22 protein-coding genes and 2 pseudogenes are annotated in these 21,670 nt (G+C 68.7%); 17 read left to right on the top strand and 7 right to left on the bottom strand.

The features are described from left to right. Positions 1-47: 47 nt before the first annotated feature. From B9C99_RS17670 to B9C99_RS17620, 11 genes and pseudogenes are all read left to right on the top strand, one after another. Positions 48-2,570: a phosphoenolpyruvate synthase gene (locus tag B9C99_RS17670; RefSeq protein WP_088898752.1), complete on the top strand. Its 2,523-nt coding sequence runs from the start codon at positions 48-50 to the stop codon at positions 2,568-2,570. A 63-nt stretch (positions 2,571-2,633) separates the two neighbouring features. Further along, the gene (locus tag B9C99_RS17665) at positions 2,634-3,419 is read left to right on the top strand and encodes an AraC family transcriptional regulator (protein ID WP_088898751.1); all 786 of its coding nucleotides are present in this window, start codon (positions 2,634-2,636) and stop codon (positions 3,417-3,419) included. Between the two features lie 141 nt (positions 3,420-3,560). Beyond that, on the top strand, positions 3,561-4,598 hold the full coding sequence (locus B9C99_RS17660) for an iron-siderophore ABC transporter substrate-binding protein (RefSeq protein ID WP_088898750.1): 1,038 nt from the start codon (positions 3,561-3,563) through the stop codon (positions 4,596-4,598). Continuing rightward, complete coding sequence (locus B9C99_RS17655; RefSeq protein ID WP_088898749.1) at positions 4,595-5,638, top strand: iron ABC transporter permease; 1,044 nt, start codon at positions 4,595-4,597, stop codon at positions 5,636-5,638. The genes B9C99_RS17660 and B9C99_RS17655 overlap by 4 nt, the downstream gene beginning before the upstream one ends. 29 nt (positions 5,639-5,667) lie before the next feature. Further along, positions 5,668-6,687, top strand: coding sequence for an iron chelate uptake ABC transporter family permease subunit (locus B9C99_RS17650; RefSeq protein ID WP_088898778.1), 1,020 nt, complete (start codon positions 5,668-5,670; stop codon positions 6,685-6,687). Then, complete coding sequence (locus tag B9C99_RS17645) at positions 6,684-7,484, top strand: ABC transporter ATP-binding protein (protein WP_088898748.1); 801 nt, start codon at positions 6,684-6,686, stop codon at positions 7,482-7,484. The genes B9C99_RS17650 and B9C99_RS17645 overlap by 4 nt, the downstream gene beginning before the upstream one ends. A gap of 151 nt (positions 7,485-7,635) precedes the next feature. Continuing rightward, positions 7,636-7,808, top strand: a pseudogene (locus tag B9C99_RS25905) (LacI family DNA-binding transcriptional regulator); the annotation flags it as partial. Then, positions 7,808-8,023: pseudogene (locus B9C99_RS17635) on the top strand (bifunctional 3,4-dihydroxy-2-butanone-4-phosphate synthase/GTP cyclohydrolase II); the annotation flags it as partial. The pseudogenes B9C99_RS25905 and B9C99_RS17635, both read left to right, overlap by 1 nt. A 130-nt stretch (positions 8,024-8,153) precedes the next feature. Beyond that, positions 8,154-9,212, top strand: coding sequence for a DNA polymerase IV (locus B9C99_RS17630; protein ID WP_088898747.1), 1,059 nt, complete (start codon positions 8,154-8,156; stop codon positions 9,210-9,212). 29 nt (positions 9,213-9,241) lie between these two features. Then, positions 9,242-11,239, top strand: a complete 1,998-nt coding sequence (locus B9C99_RS17625) for an ABC transporter ATP-binding protein (RefSeq protein WP_216359309.1) — start codon at positions 9,242-9,244, stop codon at positions 11,237-11,239. Then, positions 11,236-11,985, top strand: a complete 750-nt coding sequence (locus tag B9C99_RS17620; protein ID WP_088898745.1) for an energy-coupling factor transporter transmembrane protein EcfT — start codon at positions 11,236-11,238, stop codon at positions 11,983-11,985. The genes B9C99_RS17625 and B9C99_RS17620 overlap by 4 nt, the downstream gene beginning before the upstream one ends. 3 nt (positions 11,986-11,988) lie before the next feature. On the opposite strand, the gene B9C99_RS17615 is transcribed toward B9C99_RS17620, so the two are convergent. Continuing rightward, positions 11,989-12,648 carry a DedA family protein gene (locus B9C99_RS17615; RefSeq protein ID WP_088898744.1) on the bottom strand — a complete coding sequence of 220 codons (660 nt, stop codon included), beginning with the start codon at positions 12,646-12,648 and terminating at the stop codon, positions 11,989-11,991. 135 nt (positions 12,649-12,783) lie between these two features. On the opposite strand from B9C99_RS17615, the gene B9C99_RS17610 reads away from it, so the two are divergent. Together B9C99_RS17610 and B9C99_RS17605 are read left to right on the top strand one after the other, a co-directional pair. Next, complete coding sequence (locus B9C99_RS17610) at positions 12,784-13,290, top strand: NADPH-dependent FMN reductase (RefSeq protein ID WP_088898743.1); 507 nt, start codon at positions 12,784-12,786, stop codon at positions 13,288-13,290. Further along, a complete protein-coding gene (locus B9C99_RS17605) occupies positions 13,287-13,769 on the top strand; it encodes a flavin reductase family protein (protein WP_016692074.1) in 483 nt (160 codons plus the stop codon). Before B9C99_RS17610 ends, B9C99_RS17605 begins: the two co-directional genes overlap by 4 nt. Positions 13,770-13,790: 21 nt before the next feature. Here the strand turns inward: B9C99_RS17605 and B9C99_RS17600 are convergent, their stop codons facing one another. After that, entirely contained in the window at positions 13,791-15,395 is a 1,605-nt protein-coding gene (locus B9C99_RS17600) for an MFS transporter (RefSeq protein WP_088898742.1), read from the bottom strand. Positions 15,396-15,485: 90 nt separating this feature from the next. Continuing rightward, entirely contained in the window at positions 15,486-15,683 is a 198-nt protein-coding gene (locus tag B9C99_RS17595; RefSeq protein ID WP_006552868.1) for a DUF4177 domain-containing protein, read from the bottom strand. A gap of 104 nt (positions 15,684-15,787) precedes the next feature. Between B9C99_RS17595 and B9C99_RS17590 the strand changes: the two genes are divergently transcribed. After that, positions 15,788-16,750 (top strand): nitroreductase family protein, encoded by a 963-nt coding sequence (locus B9C99_RS17590; RefSeq protein ID WP_172414993.1) that lies wholly within the window; start codon positions 15,788-15,790, stop codon positions 16,748-16,750. A gap of 77 nt (positions 16,751-16,827) precedes the next feature. Here B9C99_RS17590 and B9C99_RS17585 read toward each other — a convergent pair whose 3' ends face one another. Then, on the bottom strand, positions 16,828-17,256 hold the full coding sequence (locus B9C99_RS17585; RefSeq protein ID WP_088898740.1) for a PPOX class F420-dependent oxidoreductase: 429 nt from the start codon (positions 17,254-17,256) through the stop codon (positions 16,828-16,830). 67 nt (positions 17,257-17,323) lie between these two features. On the opposite strand from B9C99_RS17585, the gene B9C99_RS17580 reads away from it, so the two are divergent. Next, a complete protein-coding gene (locus B9C99_RS17580) occupies positions 17,324-18,103 on the top strand; it encodes a maleylpyruvate isomerase family mycothiol-dependent enzyme (RefSeq protein WP_088898739.1) in 780 nt (259 codons plus the stop codon). Positions 18,104-18,169: 66 nt separating this feature from the next. Here the strand turns inward: B9C99_RS17580 and B9C99_RS17575 are convergent, their stop codons facing one another. Both B9C99_RS17575 and B9C99_RS17570 read right to left on the bottom strand, forming a co-directional pair. Next, on the bottom strand, positions 18,170-18,445 hold the full coding sequence (locus tag B9C99_RS17575) for a hypothetical protein (RefSeq protein ID WP_088898738.1): 276 nt from the start codon (positions 18,443-18,445) through the stop codon (positions 18,170-18,172). A 155-nt stretch (positions 18,446-18,600) separates the two neighbouring features. Further along, positions 18,601-19,473: an AraC family transcriptional regulator gene (locus B9C99_RS17570; RefSeq protein WP_088898737.1), complete on the bottom strand. Its 873-nt coding sequence runs from the start codon at positions 19,471-19,473 to the stop codon at positions 18,601-18,603. Positions 19,474-19,509: 36 nt separating this feature from the next. Between B9C99_RS17570 and B9C99_RS17565 the strand changes: the two genes are divergently transcribed. Together B9C99_RS17565 and B9C99_RS17560 are read left to right on the top strand one after the other, a co-directional pair. Then, positions 19,510-20,070, top strand: a complete 561-nt coding sequence (locus B9C99_RS17565) for a maleylpyruvate isomerase family mycothiol-dependent enzyme (RefSeq protein WP_088898736.1) — start codon at positions 19,510-19,512, stop codon at positions 20,068-20,070. 20 nt (positions 20,071-20,090) lie between these two features. Beyond that, complete coding sequence (locus B9C99_RS17560) at positions 20,091-20,999, top strand: pseudouridine-5'-phosphate glycosidase (RefSeq protein ID WP_088898735.1); 909 nt, start codon at positions 20,091-20,093, stop codon at positions 20,997-20,999. A gap of 4 nt (positions 21,000-21,003) precedes the next feature. On the opposite strand, the gene B9C99_RS17555 is transcribed toward B9C99_RS17560, so the two are convergent. Next, positions 21,004-21,669 carry an NUDIX domain-containing protein gene (locus tag B9C99_RS17555; RefSeq protein ID WP_088898734.1) on the bottom strand — a complete coding sequence of 222 codons (666 nt, stop codon included), beginning with the start codon at positions 21,667-21,669 and terminating at the stop codon, positions 21,004-21,006. Between the last annotated feature and the right edge of the window lies 1 nt (position 21,670).

The raw sequence follows: 21,670 nt of genomic DNA, 5'->3' as shown, positions 1-21,670 counted from the left end.
GTTCATACTCGCTCACACAGCATTGAAGTCACAGGTGGGGAGCAGGAATGGGCTACGTACAGAATTTTCGGGAGATCGACCGCACGGCGGTGTCGATCGTGGGTGGCAAGGGGGCGAGCCTGGGGGAGTTGTGTCGCCTCGACGACGTCGACGTGCCCGACGGGTTCTGCGTGACGACGGACGCCTATCGAACGGTGCTCTCCGACTTACCGCGTGTCGACGACCTGCTCGAGCGACTCGCGAAGGCCGAACCCGACGACATCGCAGCGCTGAGCACGCAGATCCGTACGGAGATCGAAGAGTGCACGATCCCCGGCGACATCGCGGAGGAGATCGCCGCGCGGGTCCGCGAACTCGGGGAGGACGTGCCCGTCGCGGTGCGCTCGAGCGCGACCGCCGAGGATCTGCCGACGGCGTCGTTCGCGGGGCAACAGGACAGCTACCTGGACGTCCGGGGCGTCGAAGACGTTCTCCGGCACGTGCGCAGATGCTGGGCCTCGCTGTTCACCAAGCGTGCCGTCGCCTACCGGGTGAACAACGGCTTCGACCATCGGAAGGTACACATGGCGGTGGTCGTGCAGCGGATGGTGTTCCCGCAGGAATCGGGTGTGCTGTTCACCGCCGATCCCGTCACCTCGGATCGCACGGTGTCCTGCGTGGATGCGGTCGCCGGGCTTGGCGACGACCTGGTGTCGGGTCTGGTGAACGCCGACGCGTACGCGGTGCGTGCCGGCGAGGTCGTGGACCGGACGCAGCGCCAGGAGGCACCGGTGCTGAGCGACACGCACCTCGTCGAACTCGTCAAGCTGGGCAGACGCATCGAAGCACACTTCGGGCGTCCCCAGGACATCGAATGGTGCTTGGCCGCCGGCGTCTTCCACATCGTGCAGAGCCGCCCGATCACCACGCTGTTCCCCGTCCCGGAGGTCGGCGACGACGACAACCACGTCTACCTTTCCGTCGGTCACCAGCAGATGATGACCGATCCGCTGAAACCGTTGGGAATCTCCATGTGGCAGTTGACCAGCCGTGCGCCCATGCGACACGCGGGTGGGCGGCTGTTCGTCGACGTCACGCCCATGCTGGCCTCACCCACCCAGGGGCCGGGCATCGTCGGGATGATCGGCAGTTCCGACCCGCTCTTCGGCGACGCGCTGCGAACCGTGCTCGATCGAGGATTCGTCCCGACGCGCCCGGACGATCCTGCCGCCGCGCGGGTCGGTCTGCCACCCGCCCCGGACGAGATCGACCCTGCCGTCGTGCCCGAACTCGTGGCGCGCAACGAGGCCGCGATTGCCGAGTCGGCGCGTCTCATCGAGAACGAAACCGGTTCGGCGCTGCTCGATTTCATGCGCGCCGACATCCGCGAGCTGCAGGAATCGTTGTTCGGTAAGGAGGTCGGAGAGGTGCTCGCCGCCGGTATGCAGGCCGCCGAGCGGCTCAACGAGCTGGGTCGGGAATGGCTGGGGGAGAAGAACGTTGCGGACGTCATCTCCCGGTCTGTTCCTTACAACGTCACCTCGGAGATGGGGTTGGCGCTGCTCGACGTCGCCGATGCCGCGCGCCCGTACCCGGATGTCGTAGCGTTCCTGCGCCAGGTCGACGCGGAGGGCTTCGACGACGCACGCTTCCTCGACGCACTCGGCGCGCGTGAGGGCGGACCGCAGGTACGAGCGGCACTCGAGGACTTCCTCGACAGGTACGGCAGGCGGTGTGTCGGGGAAATCGACATCACCCGGCCCAGGTGGGGTGAGCGCCCCACGATGCTGGTGCCGATGATCGTGAGCAATCTCGACAACTTCGAACCCGGTGCCGCGACACAGCGTTTCGACGAGGGTCGCCGCCAGGCGGAGGAGAAGAAGCGCGAACTCTTAGAACGCGTGCGGGGCCTCCCAGACGGAGAACAGAAGGCTGAGGAGATCGAGAGGCTCGTCGACCGGGTCCGTGCCTTCGCGGGATATCGGGAGTACCCGAAGTACGGCATGATCGGCCGCTACTTCGTCTACAAGCAGGCACTGCTGCGCGAGGCGGAACGTCTCGTCCGAGACGGAGTCGTTGACGACGAGGAGGACATCTTCTTCCTGCGGTTCGACGAACTCGAGGACGTCGTGCGCGCGCCGCGGCCGGTCGGCGACCTCGTTGCGGAGCGGAAGCGGGAGTTCGCATCGTTCGCCACGCTCACGCCGCCTCGGGTGCTGCTGTCGACAGGCGAGACGCTCACCGGCGCGTACTGCCGTGACGGACTGCCCGACGGGGCGCTACCCGGTATCGCGGTGTCGACCGGTGTCGTGGAGGGCCGCGCCCGCGTGGTCACCGACATGGACCGGGCCGATCTCGAACCCGGTGACATCCTGGTCACGGCGTTCACCGACCCCAGCTGGACCCCGGCGTTCGTCACCGTCAGCGCGCTGGTGACGGAGGTCGGCGGCGTGATGACCCACGGCGCGGTCATCGCGCGCGAGTACGGGCTGCCGGCCGTCGTGGGTGTCGAGGACGCGACCCGCATCATCCGCGACGGACAGCGCATCCGCGTGCACGGCACGGAAGGGTACGTCGAGATCCTGTCCTGACCGGCGCCTCGGCAGCGCGACGTGTGAGGATTGTCGTCGTCGCGGAGCGGAGGAGGGCGTCGGGTGAAGAGCGTCGAGGCGGTCGAGAGCAGGACGTTGCCGGTCTACGAGGCCGGCGAGATCGACGTGCCCTTCGTCATCGCGGGCATGGACGAGCTCGTCTCCCGCGAGACCCGCTTCGAGGCGCATTCGCATCCGACGCACGAACTGCTGTGGAACGACCGGGGCGCCTCCACCGCGACCATCGGTTCGCGCACATGGACCATCACCCCGACCATGGGACTGTGGATTCCGGCGGGCATGCTGCACTGGGGCGTCCTGCCCGCCGGAACCTGGTACCGCACCGCACATTTCGGGATCGACGCGGCGCCGTCGTTGTCCGACGGGCCGGTGGCGGTGGAGATGACGTCCCTGCTGCGACTGCTGCTCGACCGGCTGGCGGACGACCGCCTGGGCGACGACTCGCGCGCGCTGACCGAACGCATGGTGATCGACGTGCTCGCGCCCGCCGAGAACGAATTGATGGTGCAGGTGCCCTCGTCGCCGGTCGTGCGGCCGATCGTCGAGGCGATCGCCGAGGACCCGAGCGATCCGCGGACGCTCTCGGACTGGGCGGCCGAACTGGGTGTGAGCACCCGCACCATCACTCGCACCTTCCGGTCGGAGACCGGCCTGAGTCTCGGGCGCTGGGTCGCGGCGGTGCGTGCCCAGAGAGCGGTGATGTTGCTCGGTCACGGCACCGACGTCGACGACGTCGCCGAGCAGGTGGGCTACCGGTCGGCGAGTGCGTTCGGTGCGGCCTTCCGCCGGGTCACCGGCACGACGCCCGGGGTGTTCCGCGTCGGCTGATGTCCCGATCGCTACAGGAGATGTCCCGATCGAGCGATTGCGTCGGACGGGGATCGACATTAAGTTTAGGCAAACCTCGCCTAACTGCTCGCGGCAGATAGGGCCGAGTCCCCATCCCGTACGAGAGTGAGTTCTGCCTCCATGCGTTCGAAGCGCTTTCTGACGATCGCCGCCGCATCCGTCGCGGTCGCCTTCGGTCTCACCGCCTGTGGATCCTCCGACTCCTCGGACACCGCCGAGTCCGGCTCCGCCGGTTCGGGCGAGTACCCGATCACCATCGAGCACGCGCTCGGCACCGTCACCCTCGACGAGAAGCCCGAACGCGTCGCCACGGTGAACTGGGCCAACCACGAGGTGCCGCTCGCGCTCGGCGTCGTGCCGGTGGGAATGGCGGCCGCCAACTTCGGTGACGACGACGGCAACGGCATGCTGCCGTGGGTCGAGGAGCGTCTCGAGGAACTCGGCGCCGAGACCCCCGTGCTGTTCGACGAGACCGACGGCATCGACTTCGAGGCCGTGTCCGACACGAACCCCGACGTCATCCTCGCCGCCTACTCCGGTCTGACGCAGGAGGACTACGAGACCCTCAGCGAGATCGCTCCCGTCGTCGCGTACCCGGAGGCGCCCTGGGCCACCTCGTGGCGCGACATGATCGAGCTCAACAGTGCCGGAATGGGCATGGCCGAGGAGGGCAAGGAGCTCGTCGCGAGCCTCGAACAGGAGATCGCCGACGCGGCCGCCGCCCACCCCGAACTCGAGGGCAAGGCGACGATGTTCCTCACCCACGTCGACACCGCCGACCTGAGCCAGGTCAGCTTCTACACCGCCAACGACACCCGCGCCGCCTTCTTCGAGGACCTCGGACTGGCCACCCCGAAGAGCGTCGCGGACGCCTCCACCGACGACGCCTTCTCCAAGAAGGTCAGCGCCGAGCAGGTCGACGTCTTCGACGACGTGCAGATCATCGTCACCTACGGCGACCAGGAACTCGTCGACGCGCTCGAGGCCGATCCGCTGCTGTCGCAGATGCCCGCCGTCCGCAACGGCTCGATCGTCTTCCTCGACGGCTCCGGCCCGCTCGGTACCGCAGCGAACCCGACGCCGCTGGCGATCTCCTGGGTCCTCTCCGACTACGTCCAGCTGCTCTCCGACGCAGCTGCCAAGACGAACGCGGAGTGACCGCACTACACGACGAGTCGATGCCGAGCGCCCCGGAGAAGGGGCGCTCGGCCATCGGCAATTCCGTCTGGCTTCTCGTTCTGCTCGGTGTGCTCGTCCTGCTGGTGATCGCATCGATCACGATCGGTTCGCGCAACGTCGACTGGGCCGACATCGTCGCGGCCCTCGGCGGCGCCACCGACAACATCGGTCAGGGCGCGATCGCCAAGCGCATCCCGCGCACGGTGCTCGCGCTGCTGGTCGGCGCGGCGCTCGGTCTCGCCGGTGCCGTGATGCAGGGGGTGACCCGTAATCCCTTGGCGGACCCGGGCATTCTCGGCGTCAATATGGGCGCCTCGCTCGCCGTCGTGATCGGCATGGCGTGGTTCGGACTGTGGACGCAGACCTCGATCATCTGGATCGCGATCATCGGTGCCGCCGCTGCTGCGGTGTTCGTCTACACGATCGGGTCGCTCGGGCGTGGGGGAGCGACACCCCTCAAACTCGCCCTCGCCGGTGCCGCCACTTCGGCGGCGCTCGCGTCGTTCGTCACCGCCGTGATCCTGCCGCGCGGCGACATCGCCGGCAGCGTGCGGTCGTGGCAGATCGGCGGCGTGGGCGGCGCGAACTACGACGCCATCTCCCAGGCCTTGCCGTTCTTCATCGTCGGCTTCGTCATCTGCCTGCTGTCGGCGCGCAGCCTCAACTCCCTCGCGCTCGGCGACGACATGGCCGCCGGACTCGGGGAACGCGTCGCTCTCGCCCGCGGCATCGCCGCGCTCGGCGCTGTGCTGCTGTGCGGAGCGGCGACCGCCATCGCCGGCCCCATCGCATTCGTCGGTCTCGTCGTGCCGCACCTGTGCCGGTTGCTCATCGGTATCGACAACCGGTGGCTGCTGCCCTTCTCCGCATTCGTCGGGGCGGGACTGCTGACCGCCGCCGACGTCGTGGGCCGCATCGTGGCGCGACCCGCCGAGATCGACGTCGGCATCATCACCGCGCTCATCGGGGCGCCCTTCTTCGTGTACATCGTCCGACGGCAGAAACTGCGCGAACTGTGACCGCCACACTCGAGACCACCGACACCGGCATCGACGAACTCGCCGCGAACCGGGTACGACGCGGACGCCGACGCCGTCTCGTCATCGCCGTGCTCGCAACCCTCGTGGTCGCGGCCTTCGCGGCGAGTCTGATGTTCGGCCGGACGTTCTATCCGCCCGCGGACGTGCTGCGCGTCGTCCTCGGACAGGACGTGGCCGGCGCGAACTTCACGGTCGGCCGCCTGCGGCTCCCCCGCGCGGTCCTCGCGGTGGTCGCCGGCATCTGCTTCGGCCTCGGTGGCATCACCTTCCAGACGATGCTGCGCAATCCGCTCGCGAGCCCCGACATCATCGGCATCAGCTCCGGCGCGAGCGCCGCGGCGGCCTTCGCCATCATCGTGCTCGGACTCGGTGGCACCGGGGTGTCGGTCGTCGCGATCGTCGCCGGTCTCGCCGTGGCTCTCCTGATCTACGGACTGTCCTATCGCGGCGGGGTGGCGGGCACGCGCCTGATCCTCATCGGCATCGGTATCGCCGCCATGCTCGACAGCGTCACGTCCTACCTCCTGAGCACCGCGGCGACGTGGGATCTGCAGGAGACGATGCGCTGGCTCACCGGCAGCCTCAACGGTGCGACGTGGGGTGCGACGGTGCCCGTCGTCGTCGCCCTCCTGGTGCTCGGGCCCGTGCTGCTCGTGCAGACACGCAACCTGTCGATGGTCCAGCTCGGCGACGACGCGGCGCAGGCACTCGGCGTGCGGGTCGAACGCACGCGGGTGTTCGCGATCGTCTCCGCGGTCGGGCTCATCGCGTTCGCCACCGCCGCGGCCGGACCCATCGCGTTCGTCGCCTTCCTGTCCGGCCCGATCGCCGCGCGGATCGTGGGGCGGGGCACGTCGCTGTTCGTCCCGGCGGCACTCGTCGGGGCGCTGCTCGTGCTGGTCGCGGATTTCGTCGGCCAGTACGCCTTCGGCACGCGCTACCCGGTGGGGGTGGTGACGGGTGCGCTCGGCGCGCCCTATCTCGTCTACCTCATCATTCGCTCCAACCGCGCGGGAGGCTCGCTGTGACCGCAACGCACACCCTGATCGCCGAGAATCTCGAACTCGGCTACGGCAACCGCACCGTCGTCGAAAATCTCGATCTGAAGGTGCCGCCTGGTCGGATCACGTGCATCGTCGGCGCCAACGCGTGCGGGAAATCGACGCTGCTGCGGTCGATGTCGCGATTGTTGTCGCCGCGCGGCGGGCACGTCCTGCTCGACGGCAAGGACGTCCACCGCTTGCCCGCCAAGAAACTCGCCCGCACCCTCGGTCTGTTGCCGCAGTCGCCGATCGCACCCGAGGGCATCGTCGTCGCCGACCTCGTGGGCCGCGGTCGGCATCCTCATCAACGGGTGCTCTCGCGCTGGAGCCGCGAGGACGACGCGGCCGTGGCCGATGCACTCGCCGCCACCCACACCACCGAACTCGCCGAGCGTTCCGTGGACGAACTGTCGGGCGGTCAGCGGCAGCGCGTGTGGATCGCGATGGTGCTGGCGCAGCAGACCGACGTGCTGCTGCTCGACGAACCCACCACCTTCCTCGACGTCAGCCACCAGGTGGAGGTCCTCGACCTGCTCACCGACCTCAACCGCGATCGCGGTACGACGATCGTCATGGTCCTGCACGACCTCAACCTCGCCGCGCGGTACGCCGACCACCTCGTCGCGATGGCCGACGGCAGCATCTACGCGTCGGGGGATCCCTCCGATGTGCTCACCGGGGAGACGGTGAAGGCGGTCTTCGGTCTGGACAGTCGCGTGATCTCCGATCCGGTCTCCGGCAAGCCGCTCGTCCTGCCCGTGGGTCGGCACCACATCATGTGATCGTCCATCCGCTACAGCAATGGTCATCCGCTACGGAAATTTCTGCAGCGGATAGCAGGAGTCGTAGCGAATGCGCGGGAGAGGCCGGAGGGTTCGTCCTGTTCTCCGCGTGAACTCTGCTCTCCCTGTCTCGTGTCCCTACAATCCGGGAATGGGGAACAGGTCGGTCACCAGTTACGACGTCGCCCCCCGCGCAGGGTGTCGCAATCGACGGTCTCGCGTGCCCTGCGCGACGACCCGCGCGTCGTGGAGAAGACCCGCCTGCGCATCCGGGCTCTCGCGAAGGAGATGGGGTACGTCCCGCACGTCACGGCCCGGAGCCTGAATACGGCGGTGCCGCGGTGATACTCCACGATCTCGGCATCGGCTCGGTGCGACTGCTCACCAACAACCCCGCCAAGATCGCCGGACTCGAGGACAACGGCATCGTCGTCGCAGGGCGGGAGCCGCTGCACGTCGGCGTCGCACCGGCGAACGTGCGGTATCTCGAGACGAAGCGGCGACGGATGGGGCACATGCTGCCCGCGGCGCAGAACTGAATCGGATCCTCGCTGCACGAACCGAGGTTCGCCCCTGCTGCAGCAGGGGCAAACCTCGGTTCGGCGAGCGAACCCGGACACTGTCGGAATTCTCGAACGCACACTTACCGCGCGTCCTACGGTTGTCGGCATGGGCACGCCCGGCATCGACCAGTGGGTCCTCCACGTCGACCTCGACCAGTTCATCGCCGCGGTCGAGGTGCTGCGCAATCCGGAGTTGGCGGGCCGGCCGGTGGTGGTCGGCGGTCGCGGCGATCCCACCGAGCGCGGAGTGGTCTCGACCGCGTCGTACGAGGCACGGGAGCACGGGGTGGGGTCGGGGATGCCGCTGCGCGTCGCGGCGCGCAAGATCCCCGACGCGGTGTTCCTGCCCGTCGACGCCGATACCTACAACGAGGTGTCGCAGGTCGTGATGGACACCCTTCGCGGCTTCGGCACGGTCGTCGACGTGCTCGGCTGGGACGAGGCGTTCATGGGTGTGCAGACCGACGATCCGGAGGCGTTCGCACGCGCGGTGCAGGCCGCCGTGCTCGACGCGACCGGTCTGCACTGTTCCGTCGGGGTCGGCGACAACGTCCTGCGCGCGAAGATCGCGACGGGATTCGGGAAGCCACGCGGGATCTTCCGGTTGACGCGCGACAACTGGTTCGAGGTGATGGGGGAGCGCTCACCCGATTCGCTGTGGGGCATCGGTTCGCGCACGGTGAAGAAGCTCGACGCCATGGGCATCCGCACGGTCCGCGAGCTGGCGCGTGCCCCGGTCGACGAGATGGCAGCGCGGTTCGGACCCAAGATCGGTCCGTGGCTCGTTGGCCTCGGCGCCGGTGCGGGCTCGACGGAGGTGTCGGCGGAACCGTGGGTGGCGCGGTCACGTAGTCGGGAGACGACCTTCCAGCACAACGTCGGCGACTGGAACGCGATCGTCGGGTGCGTACGCGACCTCGCGGCGCGGGCCGTCGACGACGTCCGCGGGGAGGGACGGCAAGGAGTGCGGGTCGCGCTGAAGATCCGCTACGCGCCGTTCGTCACCCACACCGCGAGCGTCGCTCTTCCGTCGCCCACCACGGATCTCACGACCGTCACGGACGCGGCCGTCGGACTGCTCGACCGCTTCGATCACGAACGCGAGGTCCGGCTCGTCGGAGTGCGGGTGGAGATGACGCCACCGGAGAACGTGCGGTCGCACTAGCGGCTGGCAGACTGGGCCCGGTGCGATCGGTGACCAGGACACGGGGACCTCTACGACCACCGGAGGCCGCCGCAGCGGCGGTCTTCGGGACGTTGACGGCTGTGCTGTCGGTCGTCGCGGGACTGATACCCGTCGGTGTCGCCCAGGTGCTGGTCGCGCTGCCCGTCGCCTTCCTCGCTGCGACCGGCCGCCTGCGCGCGATCGTCGCCGCGACGGTCGCCGCCGGGGTCGTTGCGCTCGTGGCCGGTGGGCCGTTCGCCGTCGCCGCGGTCGTCGTCCTGTCCGGTATCGGAACCCTCGTCGGGTTCGCGCACCGTCGGTGGGGTCACGCGGCGGTGCTCGCGGTGCTGGCCGGATCCGTCCCGGCGGGGTTGCTGCTCGCGGCCGCCGCCTGTGGTCTGCTGTTGCTGTTCGACCGGACCCGGGTGCTGCTGCTCGAGGCCCTCGAAGCATCCATGCGCGGCACGATCCGGGCGTTCGAGGCAGCGGGTGCGGGCCAGCAGTTCGTCGACACCTGGGACCGGACCCTCGAGATCATGGTGCGGCTGTGGTGGGTGTGGATCGGTGGCGCAGTGCTCATCGGGACCGTGGGCACCGCACTGCTGTGCTTCGGGATCTTCCGGGTGGTCGCCCTGCGCAGTACGTGGGCGACCCGATCGGTCGACTGGCCCGAGCAGGACCCCACGGCCGACCCGGCTCCGCTGCCCGTCGCACTGCGTCTGGCCGGCTACCGGTATCCGGGAACCGACCGCGACGCCCTGTCGGACATCGACCTCACGATCGACCCGGGGGAGTTCGTCGCGATCGTCGGCGGCAACGGCTCGGGCAAGTCGACACTCGTGCGGCTGCTCGCGGGACTGGAGCCGACCGTCGGCCTGGTCGACCGTCCCGGGCCCGTCGGGCCGGGACGCCCCGGTGGCACCGCGATGATCCTGCAGCATCCCGAGAGTCAGGTGCTCGGTCGCACGGTCGCCGAGGACCTGCGGTGGGGGATCGACGACGTCGACGTCGAGGATCTGCTCGCCCGCGTCGGCCTCGCCGGGATGGAGGACCGCGCCACGGAGGATCTGTCCGGCGGGCAACTCCAGCGACTGGCACTGGCGGGCGCACTGGCCCGGCGACCCGCACTGCTCATCGCCGACGAGATCACCGCGATGGTCGACGCGGACAGTCGCGCGGACCTGATCCGCCTGCTCGCGGACGTCGCGCACGACGGCACCGCGGTCGTGCTCGTCACCCACCTCGACGACGAAGCCCGCGCCGCAGACCGCGTCGTGCACATCGCCGACGGCCGGATCGTCCCGCGGGTTGCGCCGCAGCCACTGCCGTCGCCGGTCCCGGCGACCGCCCCGTCCTTCCCGCAGCCGGTTCTCGAACTACGCGACGTCACGCACGTCTACGCGGCCGGCACGCCCTGGGCGCACACCGCCCTGCGCGAGGTGTCGCTGACGATCTGCCGCGGCGAAGGAATGCTCGTCGTCGGGGAGAACGGTTCGGGCAAGTCGACGCTCGCGTGGATCGTCGCCGGACTGATGCGCCCCACGCACGGAACGGCCGTCCTGCACGACACCCCGACCGCCGACCTGCACGGGGAAGTAGGCATGGTCTTCCAGCAGGCCCGGCTCCAGCTGCAGCGACCGACCGTCGCGCAGGAGATCTCCGAGGTGGCCGGACTCCCGCACACCGACCGCGGTTACGTCGCCGCCGTCCTGCACCGGGTGGGTCTGCGTCCCGAACTGATCGACCGACCGATCGACCGGCTGAGCGGAGGAGAGATGCGGCGGGTCGCGATCGCCGCCCAACTCGCCCGCACCCCGCGGGTGCTCGTACTCGACGAACCGCTGGCCGGGCTGGACCTGCAGGGCCGCCGCGAGGTCGTGTCGATCCTCGCCCACCTGCGCGCGGTCGAGCACGTCACGATCATCGTCATCTCCCACGACCTGCACGGCATGGAAGAGGTGTGCTCGCGCACCGTGGTGCTCGAGGACGGACGCATCGTGGAGCAGACGGGAGCGGTGATCGCATGAGTCGCACACGTACGCGGCAGCGCCGCCCCATCATCCTGCTGCGGCCCGTGCCGCGGGAGACACCCCTGCACCGGGTGTGGGCCGGTACGAAGGTGCTGTCGGCAGCGGCGCTGTCGGTGGCGGTGAGTTTCGCGCCGAGCTGGACCGGGCTCGGCATCCTGCTCGCCGTGCTGGTCGTGGGCGTGCTCGTCGCGCGGATCCCCCGCGGGGTGGTCCCGACGATCCCGTGGTGGGTGTTCGCGGTCCTCGCCGTCGGCCTGGTCCTCAACGCTGCGGGTGGCGGACTCACCGCCTACGTCCGGACGATCGTGCTCGGCGTGGGTCTGCTGGTCCTCGCGTCGCTGGTCGGGTGGACGACGCGGCTGTCCGATCTCGTCGACGCCCTGCCCGTCCTGTTCGCCCCGCTGCGGTTGTTGCGGCTGCCCGTCGACGAATGGGTGACGGTGTGCGCGCTGGCGCTGCGGATGCTGCCGACCGTGCGTGCCGAGATGCGCGTGCTGTTCGCCGCCCGCAAGGTCCGCGGCCGGCCCGGCTTCCGCAATCCGGCGGGATGGTGGCAGGAGGTGATCGACGCCGTCGGCGCGGTGGTGTCGGTGTCGATGCGGCAGATCCGCGATCTCGGCGACGCACTGTCGGTGCGGGGTCCTCGATCGGCGACCCGCCCACCGCTGCGACTGCGGCTCGGGGACATCGTCACGGTGCTGGTCGTGGCGGGTGCATGCACTGCGATCACCGTGTGGGGCTGACCGTCAGTTGCGGTTGTCCGAAGCGGTGTTCTTCGCGCGCGAGCGGATGCGACGGACGAGCCCGTAGGCGATTACCGCGACGACGACGGCGATCACGACGTACTGCAGCACCGAGGCATACGGTTCCACGGCGCTCCAGTTCTCGCCGAGCTGGTAACCGGCCAGCACGAAGATCGAGTTCCAGATCAGACTGCCCGTGGTGGTGAAGACGAGGAACTGCCAGATCGGCATCTGCGTGACACCGGCAGGGATGGAGATGAGACTCCGGAAGACAGGCACCATCCGGCCGAAGAAGACGGCCTTGCGTCCGTGCCGCTCGAACCACGCGGTCGAACGATCGAGGTCCTCCACGTCGACGAGCGGCAACTTCCGCACGACCTTACGGATCCGGTCCTCACCCACCCAGCGGCCGATCGAATACAGGCCGAGAGCGCCGACCACCGAACCGAGGGTCGTCCAGAACAGCGCACCGAACAGGGTGAAACTGCCCAGGCTCGCGGCGAATCCGGCGAGCGGCAGGATGACCTCGCTGGGCAGCGGAGGGAAGAAGTTCTCGAGTGCGATGGCGATGCCGGCACCGACACCGCCGAGGCGGTCCATCAGGTCGAGCGCCCATCCCGCGAGACCGTCGGTGGGGGCTGACTGTGAATCCGCGACACTCATCCACCCGACCCTACCGAGGGGGCGTCGAGGTTTCCGCTCGTAAGGATCGAAACGGTTCCGGTACGTGTGACCGGGGAGAAGGATGGCGGGGTACTCCGCTCTCCACCGGAGGGCCGATCCGGAAGGTGAACTCCAGTGACGATCGTTGTCGTCGCGGGCAACCCGAAGCCCGCATCTCGAACCCTCGACGCCGGAGCCCGCCTCGCCACGGCGCTTACCGGACGAGAGCCCGATCACGTTGTGGACGTGATCACACTCGGAGCGGGACTGCTCGGCTGGGGCGACGAGAAGGTCGCCGCCGCGGTCGAGACCGTCGCGGCCGCCGTTCTCGTGGTATTCGCGAGCCCCACCTTCAAGGCCACCTACACGGGCGTCCTCAAGTTGTTCCTCGACCAGTTCGCCACCGGTGACGGGTTGCGCGACGTCGTCGCCGTGCCGCTCATGCTCGGTGCCGGGCCCGCTCACGCACTCGCGCCCGACCTGCTGCTCAAGCCCGTCCTGGTGGAACTGGGCGCCACGAGCCCGGCGCCCGGCCTGTATCTTCACGATTCGACCTACACAACCGATACCCGTATTGCGGACTACGCCGAACGCTGGTCGCCGGTGCTGTCCGCCGCACTCCGAAACGAGGCCGCCTCATGACCACTCTCGACGGACCGTCTCTGCGTCAGGCATTCGCGCACGTTCCCTCGGGCGTCGTCGCGATCTGCGCGGAGGTGGACGGGGAGCGGATCGGGATGGCGGCGAGCACCTTCGTTCCGGTGTCGCTCGACCCGCCGCTCGTCTCGTTCTGCGTGCAGAACACCTCGACCACGTGGCCGCGACTGTCGTCGCTCCCGCACCTGGGCATCAGCGTGCTCAGCGAGGAGCACGACGGTGCCGCGCGGGTGCTCGCCGCGAAGAACGGCGACCGCTTCGCCGGAATCGACATCGAGAGCCGCGAGGGCGGTGCCCTGTTCGTGTCCGGCACGAGCGTGCGCATGGACGTGACGGTGGAGCAGGAGGTCCCGGCGGGCGATCACGCCATCGTCGTGCTTCGCATCAACGAACTGCTCACCGACGCCGACGTCGAACCCATCGTGTTCCACCGCAGCTCGTTCCGCCGTCTGCTCGCGTCCTGACCCGCGCACCGCCGAAGTTTTCTAGGGCGGGGGTGTTCCGACCGCTCGTCGCGGCAGCCGTCCGGTCCCGAACAGCGCCGCGATCGCGAGGAGCAATGTCACGGCGAACGCGGCGCGCAGCGCTTCGAGTCGCGCGTCGGCGTTGACCGCGACGAGTGCTTCCGCGGTGGACGGGTCGACACCCGCCTCGTCGAGCCCGGCCTGCAACTGCGTCGTGGACAGGAACGGCACACCGGTGGCCAGCTCGGTGGTCGCCTGCTGCTGAACCGACGACGGGATGTCGGGGTTGTTCTCGATTCCTGCGACGACCGACGTGGTGAGGGTGGCGATCAGGATCGATCCGATCAGCGCGGTGCCCAGCGACGCCCCGAGATTCGTTGCGGTGTTCTGCAAACCGCCGACCTCGGCGCTCTCGGAATCCGGTACCGACGAGACCGTGACCGCGCCGAGCTGGGAAGCCAGCGCCCCCAGCCCGAGACCCATCAACAACATGGGGATCGACACCACGGCCGCATCGGCACCCGGGTCCATACCGGCGACGAGGATCAGGATTCCCAGGATCATCGAACCCAGGCCGATGCGCACGACGCGTCGGGGATCGGCGTGGGGTCGCACTTTCGGGATCACTGTTGCGGCCAGCACCAGCGCGATCGACAACGGCAGGATCCGCACACCGGTCTCGACCGCGCTGAGTTCGAGTACGACCGATAGGAAGAGAGGGACGGAGAAGAAGACTCCGGCCTGCACCGCGAACTGCGCGAAGAACATCGTCAGCCCGCCGACGAGTTGTCGGTTGGCGAACATCCTCGGATCGACGAGCGGATCGCGTCCCTTGTCCATGAGAGCGGTCTGCCACCGCACGAATGCGTAGAGCACAAGCGAGCCCGCCACGAGAAGCCAGATGACCGGGGACAGGCCGAGTACGGCGGGACCGCCGGGCGCGGCCCGGACCCAGCCCCACTCGCTCGAGCGCAGGACGCCGTAGACGACGGATCCCAAACCGACGACGGACAGAGCAGATCCCACGAGATCGAGGTGGACGCGGTGAGGGGGAACGTCCTCGATGCGACGCAGCACCAGCAGGATCAGCGCCACGAGGACGACCTCACCGAAGAAGACGTAGCGCCACGACGCGAATGTCGTGACCGCCCCGCCGAGCAACGGCCCCACGGCCACGGCCGACGCACCGGCCGCTGCCACCAGGCCGTACGCTGCGGCACGTCGTTCGGGAGGGAAGTTGGCCGCGACGAGCGAGACGATCGCCGGCATGATCGGGGCTGCGCCGATACCTTCGAGCAACGACCATCCCAGCAGCAGGACCGCAAGGTTGGGGGCGAGTCCCGTGACGAACGAGCCGATGCCGTAGATCACCAGTCCGATGCCGAACGCACGACGTCGACCAAGGATCGTGCCGACCTTTCCGCCGGTGATCATCAAGGATGCCATCACCAGGGTGTAGAGGGTGATCGCGGTCTGGATGCCGGTGATCGTGGTGCCGACGTCCTGCGCGACGGTCGCCATCGACACGTTCATCACCGAGCTGTCGAGCGTCATCAGGAACTGGCCCGACGCCAGCACTGCGAGTACCAGTGTCGAACCCGAGCGGACCTCCGGCTGCGACGACACCTGTCCGTCCTTCGGCTCAGGTCGCCGGCAACGGCCGACAGGAGCTACTGCCGCTACCGGTGGGTACCGGCATCCGCTGCGACATGACTTCTACTCTTCGCGTTCGAACGTCACGAGCATTCCCTCGACGCCACCGGGACCGATCCGTCCCTTGATGTCGGCGGAGGTGATCGCCTTCAGGCGCCACCCATCTCGGGCATGATCGTTGAGGATCTTCTCGAGCTTGCCGCCGGACATCTTCCCGCCGAGCATGCCCTCGCGGATCTCGATCACCTTGTACGAGTACACCCGTTCAGCTTACGGTCGTCCCGCGAGAATCTCGTCGAAATCCGATGGCTGTACGTGACACTGGAAGGTGACGCTTTCGAAACCCGGAGGCAGCAGTGGAGACGATGCCGGACCGTCGGACTCTCGAGTCAGCAGTTGCGCTCGCGGGTCGCGCGCCGTCGTTGCACAACAGTCAGCCGTGGCGGTGGATCCTGGACGCGGACGGACTCACGTTGTTCAGCGACAACGATCGCATCCTGCCGGCCACCGATCCGTCCGGTCGCCAGATGTTGCTGTCCTGCGGAGCGGTGCTGCACCATCTCCGGACGGCGTTGATCGCCCGATACTGGGCGACCGTGGTCGAACGGATGCCGGACGCGACGAATCGTCGTTGTCTCGCGACGCTGCGCTTCCGCCGAGTTGACGCGGTGACCGACACCGACCTCCGGATGGCAGAGGCGATCGGCCGCCGACGTACCGAGCGGTTACCGATGGGGGCTCCGCAGGAGTGGGCTCGGACCGAGAGCGCTCTGCAGATGTTCGTCGAACCCGCGGGTGTCCGCCTGAGTGCCATCGCCGAACACGAGCGACCGGCACTCGAGGAGTTGTCCCGTCGCATCGTCGGCGAACGCCGCTCCGAGCTTGCCTATCAGACGGAACTTTCTTGGTGGGCCGGACATGCGATGTACCCGGACGGAATACCTCCGGACGCACTCCCACCGGGACGGCGCACGGTGGCGACCGAGCGGGAGTTCCCTCCCGGCAACGCGACCGGCGAGTCGGCAGAGACGGAGGACCGAGCCGCGATACTTCTCCTGTCGACCACGACGGACACGCGGCTCGACTGGCTGCGGAGCGGTGAAGCCCTATCGGCCGTGCTCCTCGCGTGCACCGCCCGTGGACTGGCCACCTGCTCCGTCACGCACCTGACGGAATCCGAATCCTCACGTGCGTTCCTGCGGGAAACGGCCCGCATCGAGGGCGTGCCGCAAGTGATGATCCGGGTCGGTGTATGCACGGGACCGGGTCCGGATGCGGCGACGCCGCGCCGTCCGACTTCCGCGATTCTGTTCCGCAAGCAATCCTGATCCCGAACTTCGGTGTTCCCGACCGCGCTCAGCGACGTCGAAACCACCAGAATCGTTTGAGGACAACAAAGCCCGGATCAGCACGCGGCGCCGTAGAAGCGGGAGACCCGCACACGCAGCAGCAACCTGCGATCGGCGACCATCGCGGTCCGGAAGTCGTCCCAGTCCGGATGCTCGCCCTGCACCGCTCGATACAACTCGACGAGCTGTTCGACGGTGTCGTCGTGGGGATCGGCCGCCACCGGGGACAGTTCGGCCTCGCCCTCCGCGACGGCGTAGGACCACTTGTCGTCGGAGTCGACGAAGAGGCTCACACGCGGGTCGCGGCGCATGTTCCGGGTCTTCGCCCGATCGTCGGTGATGGAGACGGAGAACGTGCGGGTCGCGGGTTCGTACCGGTAGGTGATGTTCGACAGTTGGGGTCGTCCGTCGCGCTTGATCGTCGCGAGCGCGGCGACTCCGGTGGGCGGGAACAGGGCTTCGAGTGCACTCTCGTCGGCCGGCATGGCGACCAGACTACGGCCGACCGTGCAGAATCGGGGCGGGTACGGGAGCCGAGCACGAAGGGCAGGCATGCTGGATTACGCGCGTTACTGCGGAGAGATCGTCGAACAGACGGAACTGCTGGTGGACTCACTGGCCGGGCAGGACATGACCACACCGGTGCCGTCGTGCCCGGGATGGAACGTCGGTCAGCTCGCCCGGCACATCGGCTACGGCCACCGTTGGGCGAGCGAGGCGGTCCGCGGTGAAGGGGCGATGCCGCGCACCGACCGCGCGATGAGGGAGCTGTCGGACTACGTCGACGAGAATCCGGACGAACTGATTCCGTGGTTGCGGGAAGGAGCGCGCGAACTCGACACCGCGCTGCGGGAGGTCGGTCCGAACATGCGGGTGTGGACACCGATCCCGGGCGGCAAGAAGACCCCGGAGTTCTTCGCCAGACGCTTCGCCCACGAGACCGTGGTGCATCGCGCCGACGCCGCGCTCGCACTGGGAGCGGACTTCGAGCCGGCTCACGATCTCGCGGTGGACTGCGTGGACGAATGGCTCGACCTGGCGGTGGTCACCTGGCCCCGACTCGATGTCGAACGGCACCGCGCGTTGCACGGACCCGACCGGACGCTGCACTTCCACGCGACGGACACGTCGGCGGAGTGGGTCGTGGACCTGACCGGCGAGGACTTCGCATGGCGGCATGCCCACGAGAAGAGTGCCGTGGCGGTACGCGGACCGCTGACGGAATTGCTGTTGGTGCTCTATCGTCGGCGCGCTGTGGACGCAGCCGACGTGGAGGTCTTCGGCGACTCCGGGTTCCTGGCGTCCTGGCTCGACGTCAGTCCCTTCGGCTAGCCCGAAGACAGAACGCACAGCGGGTGGCCGCACCGCGACGTTGAGGCGCGGCCACCCGCCTGCGAGTCAGACCGACAGGCGCGAGGCCGAGTACGCGTGGCGGATCGCGTCGAGCGCGCTGGTGCAGGGAATGTGCGCTTCCTGCAGCGAATGGATCACCTCGGCGGTCGGTCCGGACTGCTCGAAGGCGCTGCCGGCGGCGACGGCCCAGGCGACTTCGCCGGGCTCGAACGTCCGGGTGGGCTTCCATCCTCGCTGAGGAGCAAGTTCGCGCAGAGTGCTCCAGTGCGCGACCTCGTCCGCATCCGGACGTCCGATGAAAAGTAGGCGGTCGTGTCCCACGATGAACCCCTTCGTTCTTTCTCGTGCTTCGACAGGTAGGTCGTCGTCACTGTGTGCTTCGTTACATTTACTTGATCGAGAAGCGTCGCAGGTTTAGGACGTTCCACTATGTGGTACATCCGCCCGAATCCGAGGGAACTGTCCGACGAGGGCGGTCATCCACCGCCGTAGCGAGCCGCGAACGCGCCCGGCGTCATGCCCACGACCCTCGCGAAATCCCGAACGAAATGCGGCTGGTCGGCGTAACCGAGGACCGCGGCGACCTCCGACAACGAGCCCGGTTTCTCGCGCAGGCGACCGGCGGCCTCCTGTAGTCGCCGCCGCTGGATCAGCCACTTCGGCGTCAGCCCGATCCGTCGCTGGACGAGGCGTTGCAGCGCGCGCTCACCGAGACCGAACTCCGCCCGCACCTGCTCGACCCGCAGGACGTCGGAGTTCTCCTCGACGAACGCCACCACCCGGTTGACGAGTCGCCCCTCCTCGTCGATCGGCAGATAGGCGCGCAGCAGGTCGTCGAACACCTCCGTCGCGGCGCGGTGCGACTCGCGGGAGTCCGGGCCGTGCGCCATCGCCTCGCGTACCCGCGTGATCAGACGCGCACCGGCATCTCCGAGGACGTCGGTGAGGTCGACGGCCCGGTCGGTGAATGCCGCGAGCGAGGTGCCGGTGATCAGGGCACCGGCCGCCGGACTGAGCATGGCCCCGACTGCCCAGCCCTCCCCGGTGAGGGTGACCGTGGACAGCCCGTGCTCGACGCCGTAGAAGCGCGCGTAGTCGTGCGCGACCACCAGTTGGCAGACCGGATAGCGCAGCACCCGCTGGGGTGCCTCCCGGCCGGCCGGCACCGACCAGACAGGGATCCAGTACCGCTGCATCAGATCCGTGAGGTCGGGCGCGGCGGGATAGCGGTGGATGGTGTGCGAGGCGTCGTGCGGATCCTTCAGGTGGGCGCGTTCGATGTCGTCACGACCGCCGACACGGTCGGTGTCGTCGCGACCGCCGAGGGGGTCGCTGCCGTCGGGTTTCATCAATACCTCGCCCTCGCCGGTCGTCAGTATCGAGTCATGAATACAACAGCACTGCGACACGCAGAGGCCGACAAGCCGCTCACCGACGTGATCTCGTCGCTTCGCGACACCGACTGGGACGCGCAGTCGCCGTGTGAGGGGTGGACGGCACGCGACGTCCTGGCCCACATCATCGACACGCAGCGGGACTTCTTCGCCGGACGGGGCGTCGAGGTGGGCGAGCGGCCCGATACCGACCGCCCGGCCCAGGCGTGGAGGACGCACACGGCACGAATCGCCGAGATCCTCGCCGATGACGCACTCGTCTCGACGACCTACGACGGATACTTCGGACCGACCACGGTGGGTGCGACCTTCGAGCAGTTCTACATCTGGGACATGCTCGTGCACCGCTGGGACATCGCGCGCAGCGCCGGGATCGATGCGACCTTCTCGGACGCCGAACTCGACCGGATGGAGGCCGGCGCCGACAGTTTCGGCGACGCGCTCTACATGGACGGTGTCTGCGCTCCGGCCGTGCCGGCTCCCGAGGACGCGGACCGTACGACCCGGCTCCTCGCGAAGATGGGGCGCCGCACGGCCGCGTCGATCGGTTAGGCCGCGTTATCGTCGGTCGTATGAGCGAAACGATCCGCGTCGCGGACTACGTGCGCGAGGCGATCGCGGCCGGGCGGCCGGTCGTGGCGCTCGAATCGACGATCTTCACGCACGGACTCACCCGGCCACGCAACATCGAGGTCGCGCTCGACGCCGAGCAACGTCTGCGCGATTCCGGGGTGCTGCCCGCGACCATCGGGGTCGTCGACGGGACACCCACGGTGGGTCTGTCGGAACAGCAGATCCGCATGCTCGGCGCGGAGGACGTCCCGGTCGTCAAGCTCGGTGTCCGCGACCTGCCGGTCGCAGCGGCCAAGCAGTTGCACGGCGGGACGACGGTGTCGGCGACGGCGCTGCTCGCGCATCGCGCCGGGATCGACGTGTTCGCCACGGGCGGGCTCGGCGGCGTGCACCGGGGAGCTGCGTCGACCTTCGACGAGAGCGCGGATCTCGTTGCGCTGGCGACACTTCCGATCGTGGTGGTGTGCGGCGGCGTCAAATCCGTCCTCGACATCCCGGCGACGCTCGAACGGCTCGAGACGCTCGGGGTGATCGTGGTCGGCTACCGGACCACCCGCTTTCCCGGCTTCTACGTGCGCGACAGCGGCTGCGATGTCGACGAGGTGGAGTCGGCGCAGCGGGCCGCGGAGGTGGCCCGGGCTCGGGACGGGCTCGGTCTGCGGTCGGCGGTGCTCGTCGGGAATCCGGTGGCGGCCGAGGCGCAGATCGATCCGGAACTGCACGACCGCGTGCTCGCCGAGGCCGAACGCGCGGCCGTGGAGGCCGGGACGCGCGGGAAGGCGATCACCCCGTTCCTGCTCGACCACATGCACCGGGCCACCGAGGGGCGCTCGCTCGAGACGAATGTCGCGGTCTATCGCGGGAACGTCGCGGTCGCCGCGGAGATCGCGCACGCGCTGGCGTTCTGAGGCGTCACTGCAGGAGGAAGGCGGCGGTGGACGACGGCAGGGGAGTGTCGCGCCGGCGGTAGATCTCGGCGGGCCGGCCCGTGCCCTCCCTGCGCAGTTCGCCGGTGGGTTCGAGGCCGTGCAGCAGATGCCTGCGGAATGTGTCCTTGGGATAGCTGCGGGCATAGACGGTTTCGTACAGCAGCCGCAGGTCGAGCACGGTGAACTGCTCGCCGAGGAAGTTGCCGGGGTCGACCTCGGCGGAGTATCGGCGTCGCAGGTCGGCGACGGCCAGGTCGACGATCTCGGCATGGTCGAAGGCGAGGTCGGAGGTCTCGGTGGTCGGCACGAGATGCGCTTCGGCGGGGATCTCGGCGACCGGCACCGCGGCGCTGTGGGCCATCGACAGCACCCACCCGCGGTCGTCGCGCTCGGGATCGTCGAGCATGGCCAGCTGGTAGAAGTCCACGCCCGTGAGTCCGGCCTTGTCGCGCAGGGCGCGTTCGGCGGCCTCGGCGAGTCGCTCGCCGGGGTGCAGGAAGGTGCCCGGGAGGGCGAAGGTGCCGTCGGGACGTTCGACGACCAGCACCTTCAGTACTTCGTCGACGGTGAGGACCGCGACGTCCACGGCTACCGAGGGGCGCGGGTAGTCGGTGAGCGACCTGCCGGTCGAGTCGGTCGGTGTGCCCATG

Source organism: Rhodococcus sp. BUPNP1, from assembly GCF_002215235.1.
In the GTDB taxonomy this organism is placed as follows: domain Bacteria; phylum Actinomycetota; class Actinomycetes; order Mycobacteriales; family Mycobacteriaceae; genus Rhodococcus.
This window is presented reverse-complemented; position numbering and strand designations above follow the sequence as displayed.